The organism is Streptomyces sp. McG3, from assembly GCF_018619185.1.
Classification (GTDB): domain Bacteria; phylum Actinomycetota; class Actinomycetes; order Streptomycetales; family Streptomycetaceae; genus Streptomyces.
Genome location: NZ_JAAXYC010000018.1, coordinates 22,680 through 46,004 on the forward strand (window position 1 = coordinate 22,680; position 23,325 = coordinate 46,004).

Consider the following 23,325-nt stretch of genomic DNA (forward strand, 5'->3'; position numbering starts at 1 on the left):
GATGCGGGTTGGTCACGAGGGCCGACCGGCGAGAGCGTCACGGCAGGGAGGGATCAGTCGTCCGTCCGGCAGCAGCACACCGGTGTCCTCGACTATGTCCATCAGTCTTGTGGGTGTCTTTGATGTCCAACTCGCTGCCATGGCGGGGCCTTTCGGTGCTACATGGACGGGTTCTGTTCGCCTGTCCATGTCGGCCTGGGGTGTGGTGTGTCGTTCGCAGTGCAGAGGCTGCGGTTGTCCGAAGACGGTCCGGTCTCGTACACCGTGGTGGGGGACGACGGCTTGCCCGTCGATGACGTGGAGGATTTCCTCGCGTACCTGACGGCGAGGGGTGCATCGCCGAACACGGTTCAGGGCTACGCCTACGACCTGCGCGATTTCTTCGTTTGGCTGGGGCAGATGGGCTTGGACTTCCGGCGTCTGCGGTTGGAGGTTGTCGCGCAGTTCTTCGACTGGCTGCGCCGTCCGAAGCCGGCCCGCGCGCCGGAGGTGTTCGTGTTGCCGGGTGTCGGCCAGGCGCTGGAGAACACCACGTTGCAGCGGAAGCGGGCCGCGCTCGCGTCCTTCTACCGGTTCCACGCCCGGCGGGATGAGAGCGTGCCGGCGCTGTTGGGAAACCTGCTGGCCAGGCGGCCGACAGGCTCCTACACGCCGATGCTGGCGCACACCCAGCGAGGAGGTGAGGTCGAGTACAGCCCGATCCGCATCCACGCCCACCGCAAGCCGCCCCGGACGCTGACCGACGACGAGCTCCAGCGGCTGATGAGCGCCTGTAACCGGCGCCGGGACCGGTTCCTGATCGCGCTCCTGGACGACTCGGGGCTGCGGATCAGCGAGGCCCTGGGCCTGCGGCACGCTGACCTGAACCTCCGCAAGGGCGAGGTGCACGTCGTTCCACGCGAGAACAACGCCAACCGCGCCAGGGTCAAGGGCATGAAGGGACGGATCGTCCCGGTGCGGCCGGAGCTGTTCGACCGCTACGCCGCCTACATGGAGAGCGAGTACGGCACGCTGGACTGCGACTTCGTGTTCGCCAACCTCTTCCGCGCGCCGATCGGCTCGCCAATGACCCGGGCGAACGTCAATGAACTGGTAAAACGCCTTCAGAAGTGGACCGGCATCACGCACTTCTCGCCGCATGCCTGTCGGCACACCTACGCCACCCGACTGCTGCGGGCCGAGGTGCCGATCGAGGTCGTGGCCGAGCTCCTCGGTCACGCCAGTACGCAGACCACCGCCGAGATTTACAGTCACCTCGATGTCGAGGATCATCGCCGGGTACTCCTCTCGGCCGGGATCATCAAGGACGGGGCATCGGCCCGGTGAACACGCCCCGCACGAGTGCAGGCGCCGCCGGCCTGCTGGCCAGGCTGATGGAGACGGTGCGCCCGGAGTTCCGGGCCGAGGTGTTCTGTCCGCCGCGGGACAGCCCGGTGTTCTTCCCGGGCGAGTGCCGTATTCCGTCCTGCCCGACGACGCTGACGATGGGCAGGCTGAAGCTGTGTCGCACCCACCATCACCGCTGGGCGGCGGCAGGGCGCCCGGTCGACCTGGATGGCTGGTCCGCACAGGAGGACGCGCGACTGCACCAGCGACGCCAGGTGTCGGCCTGCCTGGTCGCCGGGTGCAACCGAGCCCGAGCCGCCCACGCTCTGTGTCACCGCCACGCCTCGCGGTGGACCCACGCCGAACGCCCGCCCCTTGGAACCTGGCTGGGACGGACCCTCTATCAACCGCCGCGCAAGCCCTGGTCCGCCGAGCGGACCTGCGAGTTCCCCGACTGCCCGCGGTGGACCGACAGCCCCGACGCTCCGCTGTGTCACACCCACCACAACCGGTGGCGCAAGCACGGCCGACCGACCCTCGACACCTGGTACGACGACCTCGCTCACCGCGGAGATCCGAAGATCCGCCTGGAACAGCTGGCCCCCGCCCTGCGCCTGGAGTTCCAGTTCGGTCTGCAACACCGGCACGACGAGGGGCTGCGCTTCACCCCCGCCCGCGACGTCCGCCGCGCGGTCACCTGGGCCTGCGAGGCACCCGTCACCAGCCTCCTGGACTGGGACGAGAGCACCTGGCGCGACCACGTCGCCCCGCTCGGACCGGGCGGGAAACGCCACGGCCACAACGTGGTGGCCTTCCGCTTCATCGCGGACACCCGCTTCGCCCTGGAGCACCTGCTCATCGCCGATGATCCGTGGGCCGACCAGTATCCGCGCGACATCTGGGACCTGCGGCACTTCGCCTTGGCCGAAGGAGAGACGCGCTACCTGCGCTTCGGTGGCATATCCCAGCCCTGGCTGCGCGAGCTGGTCAAACGATGGTGCCGTTGGCGCCTCAGCACGAACATCAGCGTCAACACCGTCGCGCAGAACCTGCGCTCCCTGGCCCATCTCGCCGGGCATCTGCCGCCGAACGCCGCGCCGGCCGACCTGACGCGCGCCAGGATCGAGACGTGGCTCGCCGCCCTGGCCGTCGACTACCCGGATGTGTTCACCCGCCGGGCCACGATCAACTCGCTCGGCCGATTCCTCGCAGATGCCCGCGCCCACGACTGGCAACCGGTCCTGCCGCGAGACGCCATCATCTACAACGACGCTCCGCCTCCGCCGCCTGCCAAGCCCCGCTGGATCTCCGAGCACCTGATGCGACAGATGGAGAACCCGGCCAGCCTGGCACTTATCTCCACCGACGACCTCCGCCTCATGGTCCCACTGCTGATCTCCTGCGGCCTGCGCATGAAAGACGCCCGGCGGCTGAAATTCGACTGCATCACCCACGACGACACTGGCGCCCCATACCTGACCTGGGTCAACCACAAGATCCACGGCCGCATCGCGTTCTTCCCCATCAGCCAGGCCCTCGCCGACGAGATCGCCGCACAACAGAAGCGCGTCCAGGCCCGCTTCCCTGCCGGAAGCCGCTTCCTGTTCCCCGGCTGGACGGCCAACCTCAACGGCAGCAAGGCCGTCTCGGACACCTGGTGCCGCGAACAGATGGAGACCTGGCTGGAGCGCATCCGCCTCATCGACGAGCACGGCCGCCCAGCTCGCGTAACCTTCCACCAGTTCCGCCACACGCTGGGCACCCGATTGATCAACGCCAACGTCCCGCAGCACATCGTCCAGCAGCTGCTCGACCACATGTCGCCGCAGATGACGGCCATCTACGCCCGGCTGCACCAGAAGACCCTGCGCGAGCACTGGGAGAAGTCCCTCAAGGTCAACGCCGAAGGCGAAGCCGTCGCGCTGCCGGTGGACCATCCGCTCGCCGATGCGACCTGGATGCGGTTGTCCCTGGTCCGAGCCAAGGTCAGCCTCCCCAATGGCTACTGCGGGGCTCCCATCCAGACGGACTGCGAGTACGCGAACCCCTGCCTGGACTGCCGCTTCTTCATCACCACCGGTGACTTCCTCGACCAACACCGACGTCAGCGGGAAGAGACCCGCAAGCTCATCGGCGACGCCGAGCAAGCCGGCCTGTCGCGCATCGTCGAGAAGAACACCCGCACACTCGGCAAGCTCGACACGATCATCGACGCCCTCGAACAGGCTGGACCGCAACAGATTGTGGCCGGCGGAAAGGTGACCGATCTCGATGCCACCGGCTGACAACGCCCGGTTCCTCGTCGAAGCCTCGAAGGCCCGCAGCAGACAAGCACGCGAGCACGCCGAAGAAGCCATCAAGGCAGCCGCCCGCCGCAACGAACGGCCCACCGTCGTCGGCATCGCGAACGCGGCCGGTGTCTCCCGGTCCTGGCTATACACGCAGACCGACCTCATCACCGCGATCAACCAGCTCCAGCAGCGCGTCCCGGCCCTCCACCGCAGCACCCGGAACGCGGCCAGCGACGCCTCCCTGCACCGCAGGCTGGAGACCGCGCTCGAACGCAACCGGCAACTCCGCGGCCAAGTCGCCGATCTCACCCGAAAACTGGAGACCGCCCACGGCGAGATCCGCCGGCTCCGCGCGCTGTCGAGCACGCCGGTGGGTGGTGCGAGGAGCTCACGGTGAAACTCTGGCAAAACCGACGACTGCCCGACGCACCGCAGGGCCTGCACCGGCCGCCCTCTACGCTGCCGATCATGACGCAGAGCCCTGTTGAACTGGTGATCTTCGACTGTGACGGCGTGCTGGTGGACAGCGAGAGGATATGCATCAAAGTAGACGCAATGATCATGGCTGACCTGGGGTGCACGTTCACCGAAGCTGAAATCATCGAGCGGTTCGTGGGCTCGTCCACCGAGGTCTACACCGCAGCTGTCGAGGAACGACTCGGACGGCGCCTGGAGAAGGGCTGGCAGCAGCAATACGAGCATCTCTACGATGCGGCCTTTGAGGCCGAACTGACCGCTGTCGACGGCATCGCAGAGGTTCTGGGGCGTCTCACCACTGCCGTCTGCGTCGCCTCGAACGGTGATCACGCTGGTATTCGTCGAAGCCTGGAGATCGCTGATCTGACGGGCCACTTCGAGGACCACATCTTCAGCGCGACCGACGTCCGTCGAGGCAAGCCTGCACCGGACCTCTTCCAGCACGCCGCACGTTCCATGGGGGTGCAACCCGAGCGGTGCGCGGTGATCGAGGACAGTGCATACGGGGTGCAGGCAGCTCGGGCCGCCGGCATGCGGGCCTTCGGTTACTGCGGCGGCCTCACCCCCGCCTCGCGGCTGGAAGGAGCAGGCACTGTCGTGTTCGACGACATGCGCAACCTGCCCGAACTGCTGGCGACCGCCGCCGCCTAAGTTCGCACTGCCTCTCGCCCAGAACTGCCGAAACGACATGTCCATCTCGCAAAGCAGCACGTCAGACCAGTCCCTGCGATTGAGAGATCGACATAACCTCGAACTGCACCACGCCGTTGCAGAGTCGGCACCACCCCTGCTCGTGGCAGGCGGTGTAGACGCGGGCGGCCTGGCGGTCGGCCGCGTCAGCCGTGGGACACAGCGGGGTATGAGGGCACATCGAACGCGCCGTCCTCTCCGAACGACGGGTAGTTGGACCCTCTCCGATGCCGGATGTCGTGGGGGAACACCACCCGACACCGGAGAGGGGGTATGTGGCAATCTCACTTCGGTGACGAGGTGACAGCCGTCTCCCTCGCCACAGCGGAGTCCTGGAGGCAAGCGGCTCGGTTCGGCCGGTGGCGAGGTGTCGCGGCTATCACTGCCTGCTCGTCGGGACTCACCATCCGCACTCCGGCTAACAAGTGGCGCTTCCATTGGGCAGCTCCCTCGTCCCTACGTGAACCTGCCCGACTCCGTCTGTCGCAGCCACGGCTCAGAATTCTCTGACACCGACGAGCACGCGGCCGAGCAAGTTCGGGTCCGCCGGCGCGGCCCTCGGAACTCCGTGCTCGGCCGACGGAGGCCGGTCGGGAAGGCGTGCATCTCTCTCGTCCTCACTGACTCGGCCAACGGGAACGAGGCCGACCTCGGCCCAGACCACCTTGCCGGGTTTACCCACGGCCGGGTGGTAGCCCCAGTTCCTGCTCATCATCGCGACGATGAAGATCCCACGCCCGCCCTCCGCCTCGACTCCGACCTGCTTGAGAACGGGCGGCCTTGCGTCACGGTCCCGGACTGACAGCCGCACGGCGTCCCAGAGCCTCTCCAGCGTCAGCTCGAATCTCTGCGACGTGTTCCGTGACGCGAGGGCCGAGACCTGCGTCGACTGACCCTGCTCCCTAGGGTGCCGCACAGCGTTGGTGACCAGCTCCGAAACCAGAAGCCGTATCGTTTCCACGGTTTCGGGGGGCACGCCCCACCGGGAGAGGAGATCGACGGTGTGCAGCCGCGCCAAGCCCACGGCGTTGGGCGTGTCGGCCAATTCGAGCGTGTTACACCGGTGTGGTGCCTGGGGCACGGTGTGCCTCCCGAGTTGAGAGAAAGGCGCGGGGTCCTTCATTGGCTGGCTCTCGCGCTCATGACGTGAATCAGAGCTGCCACACGCGTCGTTCGGCTACCGTGTGACCAACTCATATCAGCGATGAAAGCGTCTGGGGGCCTCAGTTGGGAGTCCCAGGATGGAGCCCCGCACGCAGGCTCCACGGGCCCCATCGAGAGCTGGCCGACGCCATCGGCATCATCAGTGGCGCGAACGGAAGTCCGCGGTGGAGGAGGAAGCGTGGGGCAGCAGCCGAACGAGCTGACTCCGGGCGCTGGCCCATGGCACCGCTGGGGGTACGAGCTGCGCCAGTTCCGGGAGGCCCGGCGGCTGTCGCAGCGAGCTCTCGCTCACAAGGCGTTGATCGACCGCTCACATCTCGGGCGCTTCGAGCGCGCCGAGCGTCCCGTGCCGCGGCACGCCGCCGTCGTCCTTGACCAGGCGCTCGATGCCGCTGATGCACTGGTTCGAGGTTGGGACGATGCTGCACTTCAGGCCCCCCAGGACGGCTCCGGCATCGCGTCCAGAGCCGAGACCGCAACCCATGGGGCCAACGTGCGGGGCCATGGGGCCAACAGCATGGGACCACTGGCAGCGAGAGGGCTCGGGCAGGCAGTCTCGCTCGGAGACGACACGGACACAGTCGTCGTCCCCGCCCGAATTCAGGGAAGGATCCTCTTCGTGCCCGTGCCCCGCCGTGTCGTTCTCGCCTCCGGGCTCGCCGGCCTGGCTGCGACTACCGTCCCGACCACGACGGCGATGGCCGATACCGAACTCGCCACCATGGGCTCTCCTTTCGAGCATTTCGCGCAGCTCCGCCGAGTGATAATCCAGACTGACAACCTCATCGGCCCTCGACACGTGCTGCCTGCGCTCCAGCAACATCTGGCCTCTCTTTCCGCGAGACGCCGAGCCGCCCGTGGCATCGACGCCATGCAGCTCCTCGCATTGGAGACGCGGTACGAAGAGCTGGCAGGCTGGTTCGCCCAAGACATCGGCGACGAACGCAGTGCCCACGGTCATACCGCGAAAGCACTCGACGCCTCTCACATCACCGGCGACTCCGATCTCACGGCGTACATCCTCGCCCGCAAGGCCCAGCTCGCCCTCGACACCGGACATCCCGCAGACGCCTTCGGACTCGCCACCGCTGCCCGACGCACCGCCCGGCCCGGAAGCCGTCTGGAGGTCATCGCCGTTCTGCACGAGGCCCACGCGCATGCCGTGCTCGGAGAAGGCCGTGAAGCCCATAGGGCCTACGAAACCGCGCTTGCCCTCCTCGGTAGCGCGGACTCCGACGGCGTCTGGGGTTCCTGGCTCGACACCGCGTACGTCAACACCGCCCGGGCGCGTTCCCTTGCTGCACTCGGCGCCTACGAGCAGGCCGCGGCCGACTTCGACAACGCGATAGCGATGCTGCCACCCGCATACCGCCGGGACCGGGGTGTCTACCTCGCTCGTGCCGCTCGTGCCCACGCGGGTACGGGGAACATGACCCTGGCCGCCCGAATCGGTGCGCAGGCCGTCGGCATCGCCGCCGAGACCGGCTCCGCGCGGATCTTCCATCAGCTCGACCATCTCGACCAGGCGCTGGCCCCCGCATCCGGCGAGGATGGCGTGGCCGAGTTCCGAGCCTCCCTCGACCGTATCGTCCTGCACCCCGCCTGACAGACCTGCTCGCACCGTCTGGAGATAACGTGCCCCGCCCCTACGTCCTGCTGTCCGCAGCCGTCTCGATCGACGGCCACCTCGACACCCGCCCGGGCGAGGCCCGGCTCATGCTGTCCAACAAAGAGGACTTCGACCGCGTCGACTCCGTGCGAGCCAGCGTCGACGCCATCCTCGTCGGCGCCGGAACACTCCGCGCCGACAACCCCCGTCTCCTCGTCAACTCGGAAGACCGCCGGGCCTCCCGAATCGCAGCCGGCCAACCGGAGTACCCCCTGAAGGTCACCATCACCGGTACGGGAGACCTCGATCCCGACTGGAAGTTCTGGCACCACGGCGGGGACAAACTCGTCCTGGCCGTCGGCGACGCGTCCGCGGCCAAGGCACGTGCGAACCTTGGGGACCTGGCAGCCGTTCGGAGCATCCCTGCCGAGGACACATGGCCGACCGCACTCGACGCCCTCGGCGACGTGTACGCCGTCAAGCGGCTCATGGTCGAAGGCGGCGGCACCATCCACACGCAACTTCTCAAAGCAGCGCTCGCCGACGAACTCCAGCTCGTCATCGCCCCGCTCCTGGTCGGCCAGCCCGACGCCGTACGCATGCTCGGTCCGGTGGGCTACCCCGGCGGCCCCACCGCTCGGCTCAGGCTCCTGGAGACTCGTCAGATCGGTGACGTGGTACTTCTGAGGTACGCACCCAAGGACACCACGATGGAGCCCAGATGAGCCCCACCCATGCGGCCGACGCCCCCGGCACCGGCCGCACGCCTAACACCGCGGACCGGGACTGGCTCGCTCTGGCCTGCGAGCTGGCCGCACTCTGCCCGCCCTCGACGACCGCCTTCAGCGTGGGAGCGGTCATCGTCGCGGCCGACGGAACCGAACTCGCCCGCGGCTACTCCCGCGAGAGCGACCCCCACGACCACGCCGAGGAAGGCGCTCTCGCCAAGCTCCCCGCCGCCGATGCTCGACTCGCCACCGCCACGATCTACAGCTCCCTGGAGCCCTGCTCCCAGCGGGCATCCCGCGCTCTCCCCTGTGCCCAGCTCATCCGGGACTCCGGCCTCCGCCGTGTCGTCACCGCCTGGAGCGAGCCCGACACCTTCGTCGCCAATGCCGCCGGCACCGCGGTCCTCGAAGACGCCGACGTAACGGTCATTGCGCTGCTCGAGTTCATGGACGCCGCACAGGCACCCAACCGGCACTTGCTCTGACACCCTGCACCGGAATGGCTGATCAGGCCGCTGCTCGCCTCAGAATGAAGTTCGCAGGTGACAAAGGCCCCGCAACCGCCGCCCAACGGAAACTTGACCAGTCCGAGGCCGCGGGAGACGCCGTGGCGGGCCATCACGGGTGCAGTCGCGTTTTTCAAGCGGGTGACCATACCTTGACATGCCATAACCCCTGCCTGAATCCAGCCGCCGGGGCCAGTGGGTGGCGCGTGCCTGCAGGCTCCGGGCCGCCCGGACCTTGCTGAGCAGATGCTGTGGAGGTCGGTGCGTACCTCGTAGCGGGCCCGGAGCCGCCTGAGCTACTGAAGCCAAGCGAAGGTGCGTTCGACGATCCAGCGGGGTCTTGCCCAGGCCGGATCCGTGCGAGACGCCGCGGCGAGCGATCCTCGGTGTGATTCCCCGGGCCCGAAGCAGGCGGCGGCACTTGTCGAAGTCGTGGCAGCGGTCTGCGAACAGGCGGGCCGGCCGGTGACGCGGTCTCCCGCGTGCACCGGAGATGCCGGGATTCGCGTCCAGCAGGGGCATCAGCTGGGTGACGTCGTGCCTGTTTCCGCCGGTCAGCGAGACGGCCAAGGGGGCGCGGTGCCGATCGGTGCTCAGGTGGTCCTACGTTGTTGCGTGGGTTGGACGGGCCAGTCGTAAGGTCCAGAGACCCAGAGACGCCGGGTATGGCTTTCAGGTGGTTGCCCTCGATGGTTCCAAACACCTCGCCGCCCGGTGTCTCACGACGACCCGACCGATGATTAGGAGCTGCGGGGCCCCTGCGGGTGATCGCTGAGTAGGACCACGCTGGCGAGGTCGTCCGGGAGCACGGCGCCTACGACCGGAGGAACTAGTGGTCCAGATCTGGGCAGGTACGGACATCGGCAAGACCCACCATCATTGTGTGGTTCTGGACGCCGAGGGCAAGCGGTTGATGTCGAGGCGGGTTCTGAACGATGAGCCGGAACTACTGGCCCTGCTCGGCGATGTGTTGGCCCTCGCCGAAGACGTGGTCTGGGCGGTCGACGTCGCCGACGGCATGGCAGCACTGTGGATCAACGTGCTTCTCAATCACAGGCAGCGGCTCGTCTATATACCGGGCCTGGCGGTCAATCGGGCATCGGCCGGCTATCGGGGCATGGGCAAGACCGACGCCAAGGACGCGACCGTCATCGCCGATCAAGCCCGGATGCGCCGGGACCTGACGGTCCTGCGGCCTGACGAAGAGAATGTCGTCGAGCTCAGGGTTCTCACTGACCGACGCTCTGACCTCAACGCGGACCGCACCCGTCGGATTAATCGCCTTCGCGGCCAACTCACCGGAATCTTCCCTGCGCTGGAACGCGTACTCGATCTCGGCAACGCCGGCCCGCTGATCCTGCTGAGCGGCTACCAGACCCCGGCTGCCCTGCGCCGCACAGGCCGCACCCGGCTGGAGACGTGGCTCAGGAACCGTAAGGTCCGCGGCGCCGATGCCCTCGCCGAGACAGCCCTGGAGGCAGCTGGGCGTCAGCACACCGCTGTCCCTGGGGAGAAGATCACCGCGCAAGTGATCCATACCCTGGCGAAGGAGGTGATCGGCCTCAACGAGCAGATCGCGGAGATCGACAAGCTGATTGCGGCTCGGTTCCGCGAGCACGAGCTCGCCGAGGTGATCTCCAGCATGCCCGGGATCGGTACGTTGCTGGGCGCCGAGTTCCTGGCGGCCACCGCCGGCGACATGAGCCGTTTCGGCAGCTCCGACTGCCTTGCCAGCTTCGCGGGTGTCGCTCCGGTACCACGGGACTCCGACAATGTCAGCGGCAATCTGCACCGGCCTCGGCGCTATCACCGCGGCCTCCAACGAGTCTTTTATACCTCCGCGCTGATCAGTATCCGCAGTTGCGATGCGTCCCGTCGCTTCTACGAACGCAAGCGCGCTGAAGGCAAACGGCACACCCAGGCAGTCCTCGCGCTGGCCCGGCGACGGGTGAACGTTCTGTGGGCCTTGATTCGTGACGGACGGTGCTTTCAACATGAACTTCCCGTCACAGAAGCGGCTTGACAACGACATTAGGAGGTGCTTGCTACCCGGACGCGCGGTCGACCGGCGAAGGTCCGGTGTGAGCCTCCCCTTGAGAGCTCTGACGTGCGAGCCGTCGCCGGCCGCATCGTCCATGTCCAGCAGACCCGCCGCTCGCAGTTCCGCCAGGAGGATCTCGTGCTGGCGAGGCCACACACCAGCTTCGGCCCAGTCCCGCAGGGGCCGCCAGGCCGTCACTCCGCTCCAACCGATCGCCTCGGCAGGCGCGCAGGCAGCAAGGGGCCACCCGTTCCCACAGGCCATCAGACACAAGTTCATCCGACACCCGTGCACCTCTGCCGCCGCCAGCCCCAACTGCCGGGCCGTGCAGTCGAACTTATTCTGAAATGACCAGTTCGGGGGCGTTGTCAGTGCCACCGCTTACCCTGACAGACAGCTGCCCGATGTGCCTCCCGAACACGGACGAAGCCTGCCCCACCAGGCGGCCGAACTCGGTGTGGAACCAGGGCTGGACACACAAGCTCGAGGAGGCATCATGCGGATCGACGAAGCGTTCGACGACTTCCAGAGAAGTGTCAACGAGGAGGTGGGCCAGACCCGGCTCGCCCGGGAGCGGCGTGATCTGTTCAAGAGTGCGCTGATCAGCGAGCCCGATGTCACCGAGGCGTTCGGCTCAGGCTCACTGCAACGCAGCACTCAGCTCAAGCCCATCAACGACGTCGACATCATCGTCGTCTACGACGCCGCCCAGCACCCCGACTGGGGTACTGCCGGTCTCAGCGCCGAAGACGCCCTGGACCACGCCCGTGGCCAGATCAACCGACTGCTGGGCAAGACCAACGGCAGCCACGGCAACGAAGTCCGGCTGGCACGGCCGCGAAATCACGCGGTCAAGTGCTTCCTCGACGACCCCGACGACGACACCGGCTTCACCGTCGACGTGATGCCGGCTCTCCGCCGGACCGACGGCACACTCCTCATCCCCGAGAAGCTCGCCCAGGACTGGGTGCCCGCCAACCCCGAGCACCTGATCGACCTCGTGGCCGACCGCCAGCAAGACTGGGAGCACTTCCGTCCACTGGTCCGCGTCCTGAAGCAGTGGCGTCACGACGTCGCCGTCACGGGACGGATCAAGTCGCTCGTCATCGAAGTCCTCGCTCTCGACTGCATGCCAACATCCGGTAACCGGCCCAGCGGACTGCGCGCCTTCTTCACCGCTGCGGCAGCACGCGTCAACGAGGGCGTGAAAGACCCGGCCGAGCTGTGCGGTGAGATCCAGCCCGACCTCGACTACGACGGTCTGCAGGCCGCCCTTGCCGACGCCGCCGAGCTCGCCGACCGGGCGTGCGCGGCCGCCGCAGCTGGTGAGACCGATCAGGCCCTACGACTGTGGAAGGAGATCCTGGGCGATTCCTTCCCGGCTCCCGCCGCGCCGACCAAGCCCACAAACCCAGTGACCGGAGCCCCGGCCCTGATCACTGGCACGCCCGCGCTCATCACCCCTCGGCCGATCAAAGACGCCCCCCAGGGATGACGACTGCCCCCGGCCCTCAGCCAGTCCCCATCACATGGTGGGCTTGTGAACCACACCGTTTCGAACGGGACCAACGCGAGATCACCAGTGCCTTCCCCGACCTGATCTACGACGACGATGGTGCCGGGAGCTGGCACGGCACGCTGCCTCTGTGGCCGTTCAACCGACCCCAGCCCGCACACCTCACCGAGTGGACAGGAAGCACAGGGCTCCAGGTAGTGATGGCCTACCGGCAGGCCTATCCCATGGTGCCCCCTCACATCTGGCCTCTCGACCCGCTTCCCGAGCCGGCCGAGTGGACGCAGACACGCTGGCATGTCAACGGCGACCGCACCCTGTGTCTCCTGCGCGCCGACGCACTGTGGACCGGCCGCGAATCTGTCGTCGACCTGCTTTTGAAGGCCGCAGGGTGGAAAGTGGAGTACGCGCTGATGAAGCACGAGGCCATCACGCAGATGTCCGACTGCGGCATCGTCGAGGACGACCGCTTCGACCACCATCTCACCCGGCCACCCGCCCACGGGAGCGCCCACGCAAGCCTGACGGCACCGCCCAACAGGGCACCGGACCACTCAGACGCCGGGGGCGAACCGTCGTGCTGATCCTCGTCCCCCACCACGCCGCAGCCACCATCCGTCAGGCCGGCCCCTGGGGCGGGATGACGTTGCGCGGCAACCACGAGAACCTGGCCGTCATCCGAGGAGTTTCCACCCGCGACAGCGCGATCCTCCCCGTCAACACCTCCCCAGGCCAGAACCTGATCGCGGCCACCGGCGACGTACGCGCTTCCGGATACTGGTACCGCGTGGCCCCTGTACTGCACGTCTACTGGCGCCAGCTGAACGGCCGACTCGGTACAGGGCTACCTCTGCCCGCATTCCAGGAGCACCTCACCAGCGGCTACAAGAAGCCCGGTCCCAGCCCGTACCTGGCTCTGACCTACGCGCCCAACCTCACAGATGCCTTTCCCGAACACGACGTGCCCGACACCGTCGCCTGGCGTGTCGGGCGCGACGGCGCGTACCCCCTCAACTGTCTCGTCGAGCCGTCGACCACCGGCATCAGCCAAATCCATGACCATTGGCCCGTCAAGGACCTCCAGACAGCACATGTCATGCTCGTCGGCGCCGGCAGCATCGGATCCGCCACCGCACATGCTCTCGCCGGCTACGGCATCGGACACCTCACCCTCGTCGACCCCGACCGTCTCTCCTGGCACAACCTCGTACGCCACACCACCAGCCGCCGCCACGTCGGCCGCCCTAAAGTCACAGCTCTCGCCGAGGAACTCACCGAGCTCCGCCCGGACACCACCGTCACCCCTTTGGTCCTCGACGTCATCGATGACGCCGACCTGATCAGAACGCTGCTTCCCCATAGCGACCTTGTCCTTTGCACGGCCGACGGCGTTGCCGCCCGCCGTGTCACCGGTCACCTCGCCCACCGCGCAGGAATCCCCGCTGTCATGGCCTGCGTCCTGCAGGACGGCGCCCTGGGCGAAATCCTGCGGCTGAGGCCCTGGCGCCAGCACGGATGCCTCACCTGCAGGCGCCAGACACTCGCCGAACACGGCGGCATCGACCCCGAACCTGCTCTCGACGCCGGATACGGCACCGGCACACGACACCGTCCGATGACCGCTGTCGGCCCCGACCTCCACCTCGTCGCCCATCTCGCAGCCAAGACCGCCATCGCCACTCTGCTGGAACGCTTCGGGCACCCCGACCAGCGATTGCCCGGCGAACACGGCCTCATCAGCCTTCGCCGACAGCCCGACTGCGCACCGCCCTTCGACCTCAGCCGAACCGGCGAAATCCGGTGGCTCCCCGCCACACCACCACGCCCCGGATGCGCCACCTGCGAAACACCATGACCCCGCGCCCCGTCACCGCTGTACACCTCACCCAGGGGGCCCTGCGCGTCATCACCGACGAACTTCGAACCGCCGACAGAAGCAGGGAAACCGGCGGCATCCTGCTGGGACATCACGTCCACAACATGGTGACCGTCCAGCACGCCGGAACCCCCGGGCCCGAAGCGGTTCAAACTCCTACTTACTTCCTTCGTGACCTGGCCCACGCCCAGGCCCTTGCCGACGATGCCTACGCCCAGGACCACAGCGTCTGGATCGGTGAATGGCACACCCACCCCGCCAGCCGCCCCGTCCCCAGCTCCCGCGATGCATCTACCTACCACCAGCTCCTCAACAACCCCGAACTCGCCTTCCACAGCTTCATCGCCGTCATCCTCGGCCAGCGGGGACCGCAGTGGGACGTCACCGCATGGTCCTGCCGCGACAACACGATCACCCAGGTCGCCTTGCACGGCCTGCCGCATCAGCCGCTGCATCGGTAAAGGCCTAACGGCAGCGTGACTTTCACAGCAGCCCACACACCCCGCCCCCGGAGAGTGACCATGGAACCGCTGCCCGCGCCGAGCCCCACCAGTGTCAGAATCACCGGCGACCACTACCAGTGGCTCATCGCCTGGACCGGCTGCCTCACCCTCCTGCGCGAGAACGCCATCCACACCGCCAACCCCGTCATTTCCGTCGGCGTCGAAGCCGACGACGCAGGCAACCTCGACGATGTCGTCCTGCGCCGCCGCACCCCACCCCACACATATGCCCAGGTCAAATACACCGTCAGCAGTACCACGCCCGTCAACGAGGATTACCTCACCAAGCCGAGCCCCACCGGCGGCCCATCGATCCTTAGGAAGATCGCCACGACATGGCGCACTCTCACCGCCGACGGCATCGATGCCGACCTTGCGATCATCACCAACCGGGCCCCGGACCCCAACGACCCCCTCATCGCCGTTCGGGACTCACGCACTCAGCTACTCCTGCCCAAGGCGGCTCATGGAACCGCACGCGCGAAAACCGGGCAGGCACGAACTCGCTGGGCCCAGAACGCCGAGCTGAACGAGAGCGAACTCCACGACCTCCTCTCCCGCCTGCGCTTCGACTTCTCCCGAGAACTACGGCACGTGCAGGAGCAGTTGCAACTCCTGATGGCCGTCTGCGGCCTCCGCAACGACAGCCACGCGGTCGACGAGGGCGCCAACTGGGTCGCCCAGCAGGTCCGCGACGGCCACCGCACCCTTACCCTCGACATGGTCAAGACAGCCGTCGACAGCCTCGCCCTCAAGACGGGTCCCGCTCACGCGATTTTGTCGATCGCCACCCTCAAACCCGACCCGCTCGCTGCCGAAGCTGATCACGTCATCAACTGGATCGACCGGTTCGAAACCGACTCCGCATATACCAAACGGCGCCCGCTCGCACCGGCCACCTGGGAACAGCTCCAGGACGACATCGAGGCAGCCCCCGCCCGCCTGCCCGGCCGCACCAACATCTCCGTATCAGGAAGCTTCCGCCTCGCCCCCGCGTTCCTGACCGGCACATCTTTCCGTATGGTCACCGGTGCCGATCTCGCCGTTCTCCAGCGTGGAGACCTGTGGTCCACTCGTGACACCTATGACACCGAATGCGACCCCGCAGTCAAGGAGTACGACATCGGCCAAGGTGACGACCTCGCCGTCGGCATCAACGTCACGGTCAAGGAACAAGACTTCACCCAGGATGTCCTCGAATACCTCGAAGGACAGAACATCCCCGCATCCAGACTCCTCATCTTCACGCCACCAGCCGGCCCAAAGGACCGCTCGGTCCTCGACAGCCCCGCCGCCAACGCGCTCGCTGTCGGCATCCGCGATGCCCTGCGCCGGCCCAGCCGCGCCACTCCCCGGCTCCACCTTTTCCTCGCCTGTCCCATGGGGCTCGCTCTCCTCCTCGGCCACCGTTGGAACCGGCTGCGACCGACCGTGGTGTACGAAGACGTGAGCACGGCACAGGTATACGAGCCAGCCTTCTTCATTCAAGCCTGACTGGACGGCGGGGCACCAAGGTGACTTTCTCTACGCCCGTGCCGCCAAGCCTGCGGGCTACCAAGGACCAGCAGCCATCCGATACCAGGCAGCTTCTCAGCAACCTGAAGAAGCTACTGTTCCTCCGAGGCAGAAGACAGCACCGCCCGTTGAGCGAAGGTGCCGCCCTTTCGGCCGTGACGCCTCAGCAGAGCGAGCGTCAGCGCGGTCAGACATCCCTCATCGGCAGACGCCCAGATGGCACCACCACCTGGAGCAGCCTCTGGGAAGGCCGGTGCGAGTGCTTGAGCCCCTGGTTGGCGATCCGCTCGGCTACGCCGCGCACAGTGGAAGGCCACAACACCTCAGCTGGTGACGGTCACGGTGGACGGCACTCCCCACCTTGTCCCCCAACGGCTCGCCAAAGCGTACGAGCGCGGCCTGCTCCGCCCCGAAAGCTGACCCCACATGCACGACGCACCCTCGCCGCGCCTCCCCGTCACCGTCCTGTCGGGGTTCCTCGGTGCCGGAAAGACCACCCTGCTCAACCATGTCCTCGGAAACCGCGAAGGTATGCGCGTCGCCGTCATCGTCAACGACATGAGCGAGGTGAACATCGACGCCGCCCTCGTCCGCGGCGGTGAGTCCGCCCTGTCGCGCACCGAGGAACGCCTGGTCGAGATGACCAATGGGTGCATTTGCTGCACTCTGCGCGACGATCTGCTGGAGGAAGTGGACCGGCTGGCGCGCGAGAGAACTGGAGTACGCGCGGGTTCGTAGGCGGTCTCCGACCGCGACTTGTTGCATGTCGGCAGGTCCGGGACCTGTGTTCGACGTGTGGGACTGTCAAACGAGCGGTGTAACTCGGGTTGTTGAGGGTTACTGGCGTGCTGCGGAGAGTCGGCCGTCGAAGGTGATATCGAAGGCGTTGAGAGCGGTTTTCCAGCGCATGGTCCAGCGGGCCTGGCCCTTGCCGGTCGGGTCGAGCGACATGATCGCCATGTAGACGCACTTCAGGGCGGCCTGTTCGTTCGGGAAGTGCCCCCGGGCTTTCACCGCCCGGCGGATCCTGGCGTTGACGGACTCGATCGCGTTGGTGGTGCAGACGATGCGGCGGATCTCAATGTCGAAGCGCAGGAACGGGGTGAACTCCTCCCACGCGTTCTCCCAGAGCCTGACGATCGCCGGATACTTCTTGCCCCATGCGTCGGCGAACTCCGCGAACCGATCGAGGGCCGCGTCCTCGGTCGCCGCGGTGTAGACGGGCTTGAGGACCTTGGCGATCTTGTCCCAGTCCTGGCGGGCGGCATAGCGGAAGGAGTTCCGCAGCAGATGGACCACGCAGGTCTGCACGACGGTGCGGGGCCAGACGGTCTCGACCGCGTCGGGCAGGCCCTTGAGCCCGTCGCATACGAGCATGAGGACGTCGTTCACGCCGCGGTTCTTGATCTCGGTGAGGATGTGCATCCAGTGCTTGGCGCCCTCGCCGCCGTCGCCGGCCCACAGCCCGAGAATGTCCCGCCGGCCCTCGACGGTGACGGCCAGGGCGACGTAGATGGGCCGGTTGGCGACCGCGCCGTCGCGGATCTTTACGTGGATGGCGTCGATGAAGACCACCGGGTAGACGGCTTGAGTTCTATCGGTGGTTGCGAATGCTCCGGAAGGAGAGTGTTCGCATGCCGAGGTACGCCCCCAACAGAGTGCCGACTGCTGTGAAGAAGAGGTACTTCGAGCTGCTGCACGAGGGATACCGAAGCGCGGCTGCCGCCCGCCAAGTCGGGGTGTCCACGAGCTGCGGCTCGTTGTGGTTCATCGATGCTGGAAGCATGATCGTTCCTGACGGCGGCCCGATATCGCCGCGCTTCCTCACCCAAGACGACCGCATCGCGATCGCCGACGGCCTGCGCGCTGACCAGAGCGTGAAGCGGATCGCATCGTCGATCGGGAAGAGCTTTCAGAGCGTCTACCGGGAGATCAAGCGCAACAGCAAGCCTGATGGCCGCTACAACCCCTGGTGGGCCCACAACCAGGCACTCCTGCGTCGCAGGCGCCCCAAGGAAGAGAAGATCCGGGCCGGCGAACCGCTGCGAACGTTCGTGCGCGAGAAGCTCACTGAGAAGTGGTCACCTCAGCAGATCTCACGCCACCTGACCCGCGAACACGCCCCCGACACATCAATGCGGGCATGCCCGGAGACGATCTACCGGGCCCTGTTCGCCGGCCTCCTCGGCCGTCGCGTCGCCAAGCTCCGTACCGGCCGAACCCGACGTAGGAAGCAGCGTCGCGGAGTGCCGACCCTGAACAAGATCAAGAATATGACGCTGATCCACCAGCGCCCCGTCGAGGTCAACGACCGCAGAACTCCCGGGCACTGGGAAGGCGACCTGATCATCGGCCGCGGACAGGGCTCCGCGATCGGCACCCTGGTCGAACGCACCACTCGCTACGTCCATCTGATCCACTTGCCCGCCGGTTGGAAGGCCCCGCAAGTCCGCAACGCGCTGATCACACAGACCGCGCACATCCCACCCCAGATGAAGCGGACCCTCACCTGGGACCAGGGGCGCGAACTCACACTCCACGAGGACATCGAGGCCCTCACCGGCTTCCGGATCTACTTCTGCGACCCTCACTCGCCTTGGCAGCGCGGCACCAACGAAAACATGAATGGCCTGCTGCGGCAGTACTTTCCCAAGGGCACCGACCTCTCCGTCCACACCGCACAAGACCTTCGCGCCGTCGCCCATCAGCTCAACCGCCGACCTCGCATCGTGCTCGGAGACAAGACCCCAGTCGAGGCCATGCGAGAATGCCTCGCAAGCCCATTGACCAGGTAATTCGCAACCATTGATGGAATCCGCCCGGCGTCCAGGGGCCGGTTCTGCCATTCGGCCATGCCTTCGAGGACCTTGTCGGTGATCGTGGAGATCGTCTGGCGCGACACGTCGGCGCCATAGACCTCGGCCAGGTGGGCCTGGACCTCGCCGGTGGTCAGGCCCTTCGCCGCGAGTGAGATGACCATCTCGTCGACGCCGGACAAACGCTTCTGGCGCTTCTTGACGATCTTCGGTTCGAAGGAGCCCTCGCGGTCGCGGGGCACGGTTATCTCCACCGGGCCCACGTCGGTCAGTACGGTCTTGGCGCGGGTGCCGTTGCGGGAGTTGCCGCCGTTCTTCCCCGCCGGATCGTGCTTGTCATAGCCGAGGTGGTCGGTGATCTCGCCCTCGAGGGCCGACTCCAGGAGTCGTTTGGTCAGCTGCTGGAGCAGCCCGCCCTCGCCGGTCAGCTGCAGGCCCTCCGCCTGAGCCCGGCCCACCAACTCGTCGATCAGCCGGTCGTCCACAGACTTCGACGGCAACGTCTCAGACGGCTCGACGGGCTCGGCCTTGGTCACGTTGTTGCTGGTCATCGATGCATCTTCCATGATCGGGAGTTACACCGAACGTTTTACAGTCCCCCGGCCCGCGGTCGCTCAGGGGTTGTCAGCAGCTCAGGTTGGGGCCGGGTGTGGTGCCCAGGATCTGGGTGAACTGCTGGAACTTGTTGATGCGGCTCTGTACCTGGGCGGGGTTGCCGCCGTTGCATTCGATGCTGCCGTTGATGGCGCGGATGGTGTGGCCAAAGCCCTGGTTGTTGACGATGGCGTTGTGCGCGGTCATCCAGCCGGGGCCGTTCTGGGTGTTCCAGTACCAGAGGGCGGTCTTCCAGGAGACGGACGCGTTGTTCTGGACGAGCCAGGGGTTGTTGAGCAGGTCGATACCGAGTGCGTCGCCCGCGGCTTTGTAGTTGAAGTTCCAGGAGAGCTGGATGGGTCCCTTGCCGTAGTACGCGGCCTGGCCGGCCGGGCAGCCGTAGGGCTGGCTCCAGTCGCAGTAGTGCGGGTAGTTGGCGGTGTTCTGCTCCACGATGTGGACGAGGCCGCCGGTCTCGTGGCTGACGTTGGCCAGAAAGGCGGCAGCCTCGCGGCGCTTGACCTCGGTGCTGCCGGTGTTGGCGAATGCCGGGTAGGCGCTCAGTGCGGAGACGAGGCCGCTGTAGCTGTAGAAGGAGTTCCTGTTCGGGAACATCTGGTTGAACTGGGCTTCGCTGACGGGGAAGCCGGTGGTGGGCGGATTGCCGCCGCCCCCGCAGTTGTAGGGGTCCCAGTACCAGGTGCTGATCGTCGGGTCATAGGCCGGGTTGTCGTGCTCGGCGATGTAGTAAGCGCCGTTGAAGCGGACGACGGTGCCTGCCGTGTACCAGGCGCCCGCCTGCCAGTTGGGTGCCGTGTCACACAGGCTGGCAGCGGCTCTGGCGGGGGCCGCCGAGGCTGCTGGGGCGAAGGCTGCGGCAAGGCCCGTCACCAGCAGCAGGGTCGTGAGCGTTCTCGCGATGCGATGTCTGAGGAACCCATGTGCTTCGCGGTTCGACTACCTCCTCATCGAGTCCTCCGGCATCTCCGAGCCCATGCCGGTGGCGGCCACCTTCGCCTTCGCCCGCGATGACGGCGCCACCCTCGGCGACCTGGCCCGTCTGGACACCATGGTCACGGTCGTGGACGCCGCCAGCTTCCTGCCCGAACTGGCCAGAGGTGACGAGCTAACCCAACGCGGCCTGGACCAGTACGAGAACGACGAACGTACCGTGAGCCATCTGCTGATGGATCAGATCGAGTTCGCCGACGTCATCGTTGTCAACAAACTCGACCTCGTCGACACAGCCTCCGCAGACCTGCTCCGAGCCGCCCTCTCGCGACTCAACCCTGCGGCCCGTGTCGTGTCTGCCGACCGGGGTCGCGTACCGGTCGGTGAAGTTCTGGGCACCGCGAGGTTCGATCTGGAGCGGGCGCAGCAGGCTCCGGGCTGGGTGAGGGAACTCAACGGTGACCACGTTCCCGAAACCGAGGAATACGGCATCTCCTCGACCGTCTTCCGCTCCGCAACGCCCTTCCACCCCGGGCGACTGTGGTCGTTCGTGACGGAGGAACTGGACAGCGGCGCTTACGGACAGGTCCTCAGGTCCAAGGGCTTCTTCACCCTCGCCAGTCGCTCCCACGTAACGGGGCTGTGGTCTCAAGCGGGTTCAGTGGTGCGCTTCGAGCCCTACTGCGCTCGCGACACCGACAGCCCCCACGTCCAGGAACTCGTCTTCATCGGAACCCAGCTCAATGCGGCGCGGCTGCGGGCAGCACTGACCGAGTGCCTCATGCAGGAAGACGAAGCCCAGCCAGCGACTGACCCCTTCCCGGCCTGGGACGCCTACGGCTTCGACGAGCTCTGCGCGCACGAGCACAACCCCCTCCCCACCGTGGCGGGGCACTGAAACTCCGGGCCGGGCGGTGGTCGCAGCCACGGCACCGTCCGGCCCGGTGCATACCTGCTTGAGAGAGAAGCCGCTCATGGCACGGAAAGCGAGGAAGCCGACGGCGCCCAAGACGTTCCGTGCCGCACCCCAGCAAGGGGCACGCGGCGGCACTCGTTCCGCAGGCGATCAGGTGAGAAGCGACCACTCACCCCTGCACAGAATCTCTTTGCGGGAATATGGAAGAACGCAGAATGGACCCCGGAAATCAGGGGTGCATTCTGCGTTCGCCGATGGCGCACGCGAAACAGTCAGTGGTCGTCCCAGTGGCCCTCGTGAGCCGCGTGCCGGTGGCCGTCGTGCACGTAGTCCATGTGGTCACCGTGCGGAACCGACACATGCCCGCAACCCTCGCCGTGCGCGTGGGCGTGATCGGAGTGCTCCCGGTGCTCGCCGACCTCGCACTCGTCCGCGTGACCGTCGTGCTCACGGTGCAGATGCCCGTCGTGCACGTAATCGACATGATCGCCGTGAGGGACTGCTACGTGCCCGCAGCCCGCAGCGTGCGCGTGGTCATGACCGAGGTGCGGCTGATGTTGCAGGGATGTCGCCACTTCACTCATCTCCATAAATTCAGACCACCGCCCTTTTCTCGGCGGCAGCTTTCAGCGTCCTCCTGTTTTCTACCCTCGCGGCCGACGCTGCCACAGACAACACGCCTCGGCAAGCAGGCCCAGCACCCAGCGTACTATCGGTAACGATTGTCGATGCTAATTTTGAGAATGCATTTAGCCGGCTTCGGTGTGCACTGTTGGCTGTGGAATCTACTGGATGGCGAACCTCATGTGCGGGGCAACGGTGCGGAGTTTCTCGCAGGTCTCTCCTATCTCCCGTTCGAGGATGGATGCAGGGGTGGCTCCCGCGCCCGCGCGCAGCCACGTCTCGCCGCCCTCACCGATGAGGGTGCGCGAGACGAGTGCCGCGTCGAGGGCACCGTCGGTGCTCGCCCAGAAGATCGCGTCGCCATACAGGCCGCGTGGCCCCTTCTCGCGGCGGGCCAGCGCCTGGAGGGCGGAGCGATTGGAGACTCCGGTGGCGGTGATCGCCGGGAAGATCGAGGCGAAAGCGTCCCACGGTCCGGCATCGGACCCCAGTCGGCCTATCACCCGTGAGGCTAGGTGCTGCACCGAACCGCGCGGCCGGACCGCCATGAACCCCTCGACCGTGAGGGAACCGGGCCGGCACACCGCCGCCATCTCGTCCCAGGCGAGGCGTACGGATACGGCGCGCTGGTGCACCTCTTTGGGGTCGGTGAGCAGTAGATGCCCGCGAGGGGCCGAGCGCTGACGCGGCCGTCCACACCGATCTCCAGGACGGTCTGCGCTATGCCCGGGCGCCCGGTAACCCTTGAGTTCCAGCAGGTAGGAGCGGGCCGGAGTGCTGGTTCTACCACCCGTTGAGTAGGTCGTCAGAAATCCACGGATGGATCTGGCAACGGAACCTTCCGGGAGACAACAGCCTTCTCCAGGAGCCCGGCGCGGATGTCCTGGACATTCGGGACACCGCGCTGCCATAAGCGTCCGTGGCGACCGCGATGCTCCGATCGGACTCCTCCGGAGTCGTCCCGTCCAGAGCGAGATGTTGTGTAGTCGGCTCGGCCAGCAGGTCGGAGAGGACGTGGAGCCACGCCTCGTCCACCGCGCGGATCGCGGTCCGGTCCCCGGTGAGGTTCACCTCGACGGACGGTGCGTACAGCAGAGGTCCGTCACCGGTGGCCGCGGGGTCCGCGTGGGGGAGATGGGCGAGTTCGAAGGCGGCCCAGCCGTAGAAGTGACTTCGCTGTAGTGC

18 protein-coding genes and 7 pseudogenes are annotated in these 23,325 nt (G+C 66.7%); 16 read left to right on the forward strand and 9 right to left on the reverse strand.

Annotated features, from left to right (window positions below):
* The first annotated feature begins 207 nt into the window (after nt 1–207).
* From HET64_RS05175 to HET64_RS05190, 4 genes are all read left to right on the forward strand, one after another.
* A complete protein-coding gene (locus tag HET64_RS05175; RefSeq protein ID WP_308369813.1) occupies nt 208–1,326 on the forward strand; it encodes a tyrosine-type recombinase/integrase in 1,119 nt (372 codons plus the stop codon).
* Nucleotides 1,323–3,611, forward strand: coding sequence for a tyrosine-type recombinase/integrase (locus HET64_RS05180; RefSeq protein ID WP_215102800.1), 2,289 nt, complete (start codon nt 1,323–1,325; stop codon nt 3,609–3,611). The genes HET64_RS05175 and HET64_RS05180 overlap by 4 nt, the downstream gene beginning before the upstream one ends.
* Entirely contained in the window at nt 3,598–4,014 is a 417-nt protein-coding gene (locus tag HET64_RS05185) for a DUF6262 family protein (protein WP_215102802.1), read from the forward strand. The genes HET64_RS05180 and HET64_RS05185 overlap by 14 nt, the downstream gene beginning before the upstream one ends.
* A gap of 71 nt (nt 4,015–4,085) precedes the next feature.
* Complete coding sequence (locus HET64_RS05190) at nt 4,086–4,745, forward strand: HAD family phosphatase (RefSeq protein WP_215102832.1); 660 nt, start codon at nt 4,086–4,088, stop codon at nt 4,743–4,745.
* Nucleotides 4,746–4,806: 61 nt separating this feature from the next.
* Here HET64_RS05190 and HET64_RS38715 read toward each other — a convergent pair whose 3' ends face one another.
* Complete coding sequence (locus tag HET64_RS38715; protein ID WP_251144802.1) at nt 4,807–4,965, reverse strand: DUF5999 family protein; 159 nt, start codon at nt 4,963–4,965, stop codon at nt 4,807–4,809.
* A 315-nt stretch (nt 4,966–5,280) separates the two neighbouring features.
* Entirely contained in the window at nt 5,281–5,829 is a 549-nt protein-coding gene (locus HET64_RS05195; protein WP_251144803.1) for an ATP-binding protein, read from the reverse strand.
* A 297-nt stretch (nt 5,830–6,126) separates the two neighbouring features.
* Here HET64_RS05195 and HET64_RS05200 point away from each other — a divergent pair, with 297 nt between their 5' ends.
* Both HET64_RS05200 and HET64_RS05205 read left to right on the forward strand, forming a co-directional pair.
* Entirely contained in the window at nt 6,127–7,554 is a 1,428-nt protein-coding gene (locus HET64_RS05200) for a helix-turn-helix transcriptional regulator (RefSeq protein ID WP_215102806.1), read from the forward strand.
* A gap of 29 nt (nt 7,555–7,583) precedes the next feature.
* Nucleotides 7,584–8,770: pseudogene (locus HET64_RS05205) on the forward strand (dihydrofolate reductase family protein).
* A 320-nt stretch (nt 8,771–9,090) separates the two neighbouring features.
* On the opposite strand, the pseudogene HET64_RS05210 reads toward HET64_RS05205, so the two are convergent.
* A pseudogene (locus HET64_RS05210) lies at nt 9,091–9,391 on the reverse strand (transposase); the annotation flags it as partial.
* 232 nt (nt 9,392–9,623) lie between these two features.
* Between HET64_RS05210 and HET64_RS05215 the strand changes: the two are divergent.
* On the forward strand, nt 9,624–10,814 hold the full coding sequence (locus HET64_RS05215; RefSeq protein WP_215102808.1) for an IS110 family transposase: 1,191 nt from the start codon (nt 9,624–9,626) through the stop codon (nt 10,812–10,814).
* A 6-nt stretch (nt 10,815–10,820) separates the two neighbouring features.
* On the opposite strand, the pseudogene HET64_RS38720 reads toward HET64_RS05215, so the two are convergent.
* Nucleotides 10,821–11,042, reverse strand: a pseudogene (locus HET64_RS38720) (IS5/IS1182 family transposase); the annotation flags it as partial.
* A 286-nt stretch (nt 11,043–11,328) separates the two neighbouring features.
* Between HET64_RS38720 and HET64_RS05225 the strand changes: the two are divergent.
* The 7 genes and pseudogenes from HET64_RS05225 to HET64_RS05255 all read left to right on the forward strand — a co-directional run.
* A complete protein-coding gene (locus HET64_RS05225) occupies nt 11,329–12,327 on the forward strand; it encodes a hypothetical protein (RefSeq protein WP_215102810.1) in 999 nt (332 codons plus the stop codon).
* Nucleotides 12,328–12,548: 221 nt separating this feature from the next.
* Nucleotides 12,549–12,929, forward strand: coding sequence for a hypothetical protein (locus HET64_RS38725; protein ID WP_251144805.1), 381 nt, complete (start codon nt 12,549–12,551; stop codon nt 12,927–12,929).
* The gene (locus HET64_RS05235; RefSeq protein ID WP_215102814.1) at nt 12,923–14,200 is read left to right on the forward strand and encodes a ThiF family adenylyltransferase; all 1,278 of its coding nucleotides are present in this window, start codon (nt 12,923–12,925) and stop codon (nt 14,198–14,200) included. The genes HET64_RS38725 and HET64_RS05235 overlap by 7 nt, the downstream gene beginning before the upstream one ends.
* The gene (locus HET64_RS05240; RefSeq protein WP_251144806.1) at nt 14,176–14,682 is read left to right on the forward strand and encodes a Mov34/MPN/PAD-1 family protein; all 507 of its coding nucleotides are present in this window, start codon (nt 14,176–14,178) and stop codon (nt 14,680–14,682) included. Before HET64_RS05235 ends, HET64_RS05240 begins: the two co-directional genes overlap by 25 nt.
* A 60-nt stretch (nt 14,683–14,742) precedes the next feature.
* Nucleotides 14,743–16,218: an SAVED domain-containing protein gene (locus HET64_RS05245; RefSeq protein ID WP_215102816.1), complete on the forward strand. Its 1,476-nt coding sequence runs from the start codon at nt 14,743–14,745 to the stop codon at nt 16,216–16,218.
* 303 nt (nt 16,219–16,521) lie between these two features.
* Nucleotides 16,522–16,659: pseudogene (locus HET64_RS05250) on the forward strand (50S ribosomal protein L32); the annotation flags it as partial.
* A gap of 6 nt (nt 16,660–16,665) precedes the next feature.
* Nucleotides 16,666–16,950 (forward strand): annotated as a pseudogene (locus HET64_RS05255) (GTP-binding protein); the annotation flags it as partial.
* A gap of 126 nt (nt 16,951–17,076) precedes the next feature.
* Here the strand turns inward: HET64_RS05255 and HET64_RS05260 are convergent.
* A pseudogene (locus HET64_RS05260) lies at nt 17,077–17,823 on the reverse strand (IS256 family transposase); the annotation flags it as partial.
* A gap of 200 nt (nt 17,824–18,023) precedes the next feature.
* Here HET64_RS05260 and HET64_RS05265 point away from each other — a divergent pair.
* Nucleotides 18,024–19,034 (forward strand): IS30 family transposase, encoded by a 1,011-nt coding sequence (locus HET64_RS05265; RefSeq protein ID WP_215102818.1) that lies wholly within the window; start codon nt 18,024–18,026, stop codon nt 19,032–19,034.
* 29 nt (nt 19,035–19,063) lie between these two features.
* On the opposite strand, the pseudogene HET64_RS05270 reads toward HET64_RS05265, so the two are convergent.
* Nucleotides 19,064–19,606: pseudogene (locus tag HET64_RS05270) on the reverse strand (transposase); the annotation flags it as partial.
* 73 nt (nt 19,607–19,679) lie between these two features.
* Entirely contained in the window at nt 19,680–20,549 is an 870-nt protein-coding gene (locus tag HET64_RS05275) for a glycoside hydrolase family 19 protein (RefSeq protein ID WP_374105537.1), read from the reverse strand.
* 19 nt (nt 20,550–20,568) lie between these two features.
* On the opposite strand from HET64_RS05275, the gene HET64_RS05280 reads away from it, so the two are divergent.
* Nucleotides 20,569–21,498, forward strand: coding sequence for a GTP-binding protein (locus HET64_RS05280; RefSeq protein WP_251144818.1), 930 nt, complete (start codon nt 20,569–20,571; stop codon nt 21,496–21,498).
* 290 nt (nt 21,499–21,788) lie between these two features.
* Here the strand turns inward: HET64_RS05280 and HET64_RS05285 are convergent, their stop codons facing one another.
* Both HET64_RS05285 and HET64_RS39795 read right to left on the reverse strand, forming a co-directional pair.
* The gene (locus tag HET64_RS05285) at nt 21,789–22,100 is read right to left on the reverse strand and encodes a hypothetical protein (RefSeq protein ID WP_215102820.1); all 312 of its coding nucleotides are present in this window, start codon (nt 22,098–22,100) and stop codon (nt 21,789–21,791) included.
* Nucleotides 22,101–22,301: 201 nt separating this feature from the next.
* On the reverse strand, nt 22,302–22,775 hold the full coding sequence (locus HET64_RS39795; protein WP_308369817.1) for a chorismate-binding protein: 474 nt from the start codon (nt 22,773–22,775) through the stop codon (nt 22,302–22,304).
* Nucleotides 22,776–23,325 lie beyond the last annotated feature (550 nt).

Excerpts from the sequence above, each read along its gene's own strand:
- HET64_RS05245 (WP_215102816.1), top strand. The coding sequence starts at position 14,743 with ATGGAACCGCTGCCCGCGCCGAGCCCCACCAGTGTCAGAATCACCGGC.
- HET64_RS05185 (WP_215102802.1), top strand. The coding sequence starts at position 3,598 with ATGCCACCGGCTGACAACGCCCGGTTCCTCGTCGAAGCCTCGAAGGCC.
- HET64_RS05265 (WP_215102818.1), top strand. The coding sequence starts at position 18,024 with ATGATCGTTCCTGACGGCGGCCCGATATCGCCGCGCTTCCTCACCCAA.
- HET64_RS05225 (WP_215102810.1), top strand. The coding sequence starts at position 11,329 with ATGCGGATCGACGAAGCGTTCGACGACTTCCAGAGAAGTGTCAACGAG.
- HET64_RS38715 (WP_251144802.1), bottom strand. The coding sequence starts at position 4,965 with ATGTGCCCTCATACCCCGCTGTGTCCCACGGCTGACGCGGCCGACCGC.
- HET64_RS05240 (WP_251144806.1), top strand. The coding sequence starts at position 14,176 with ATGCGCCACCTGCGAAACACCATGACCCCGCGCCCCGTCACCGCTGTA.
- HET64_RS05285 (WP_215102820.1), bottom strand. The coding sequence starts at position 22,100 with ATGAGTGAAGTGGCGACATCCCTGCAACATCAGCCGCACCTCGGTCAT.
- HET64_RS05190 (WP_215102832.1), top strand. The coding sequence starts at position 4,086 with ATGACGCAGAGCCCTGTTGAACTGGTGATCTTCGACTGTGACGGCGTG.
- HET64_RS05280 (WP_251144818.1), top strand. The coding sequence starts at position 20,569 with ATGCGATGTCTGAGGAACCCATGTGCTTCGCGGTTCGACTACCTCCTC.
- HET64_RS38725 (WP_251144805.1), top strand. The coding sequence starts at position 12,549 with ATGGCCTACCGGCAGGCCTATCCCATGGTGCCCCCTCACATCTGGCCT.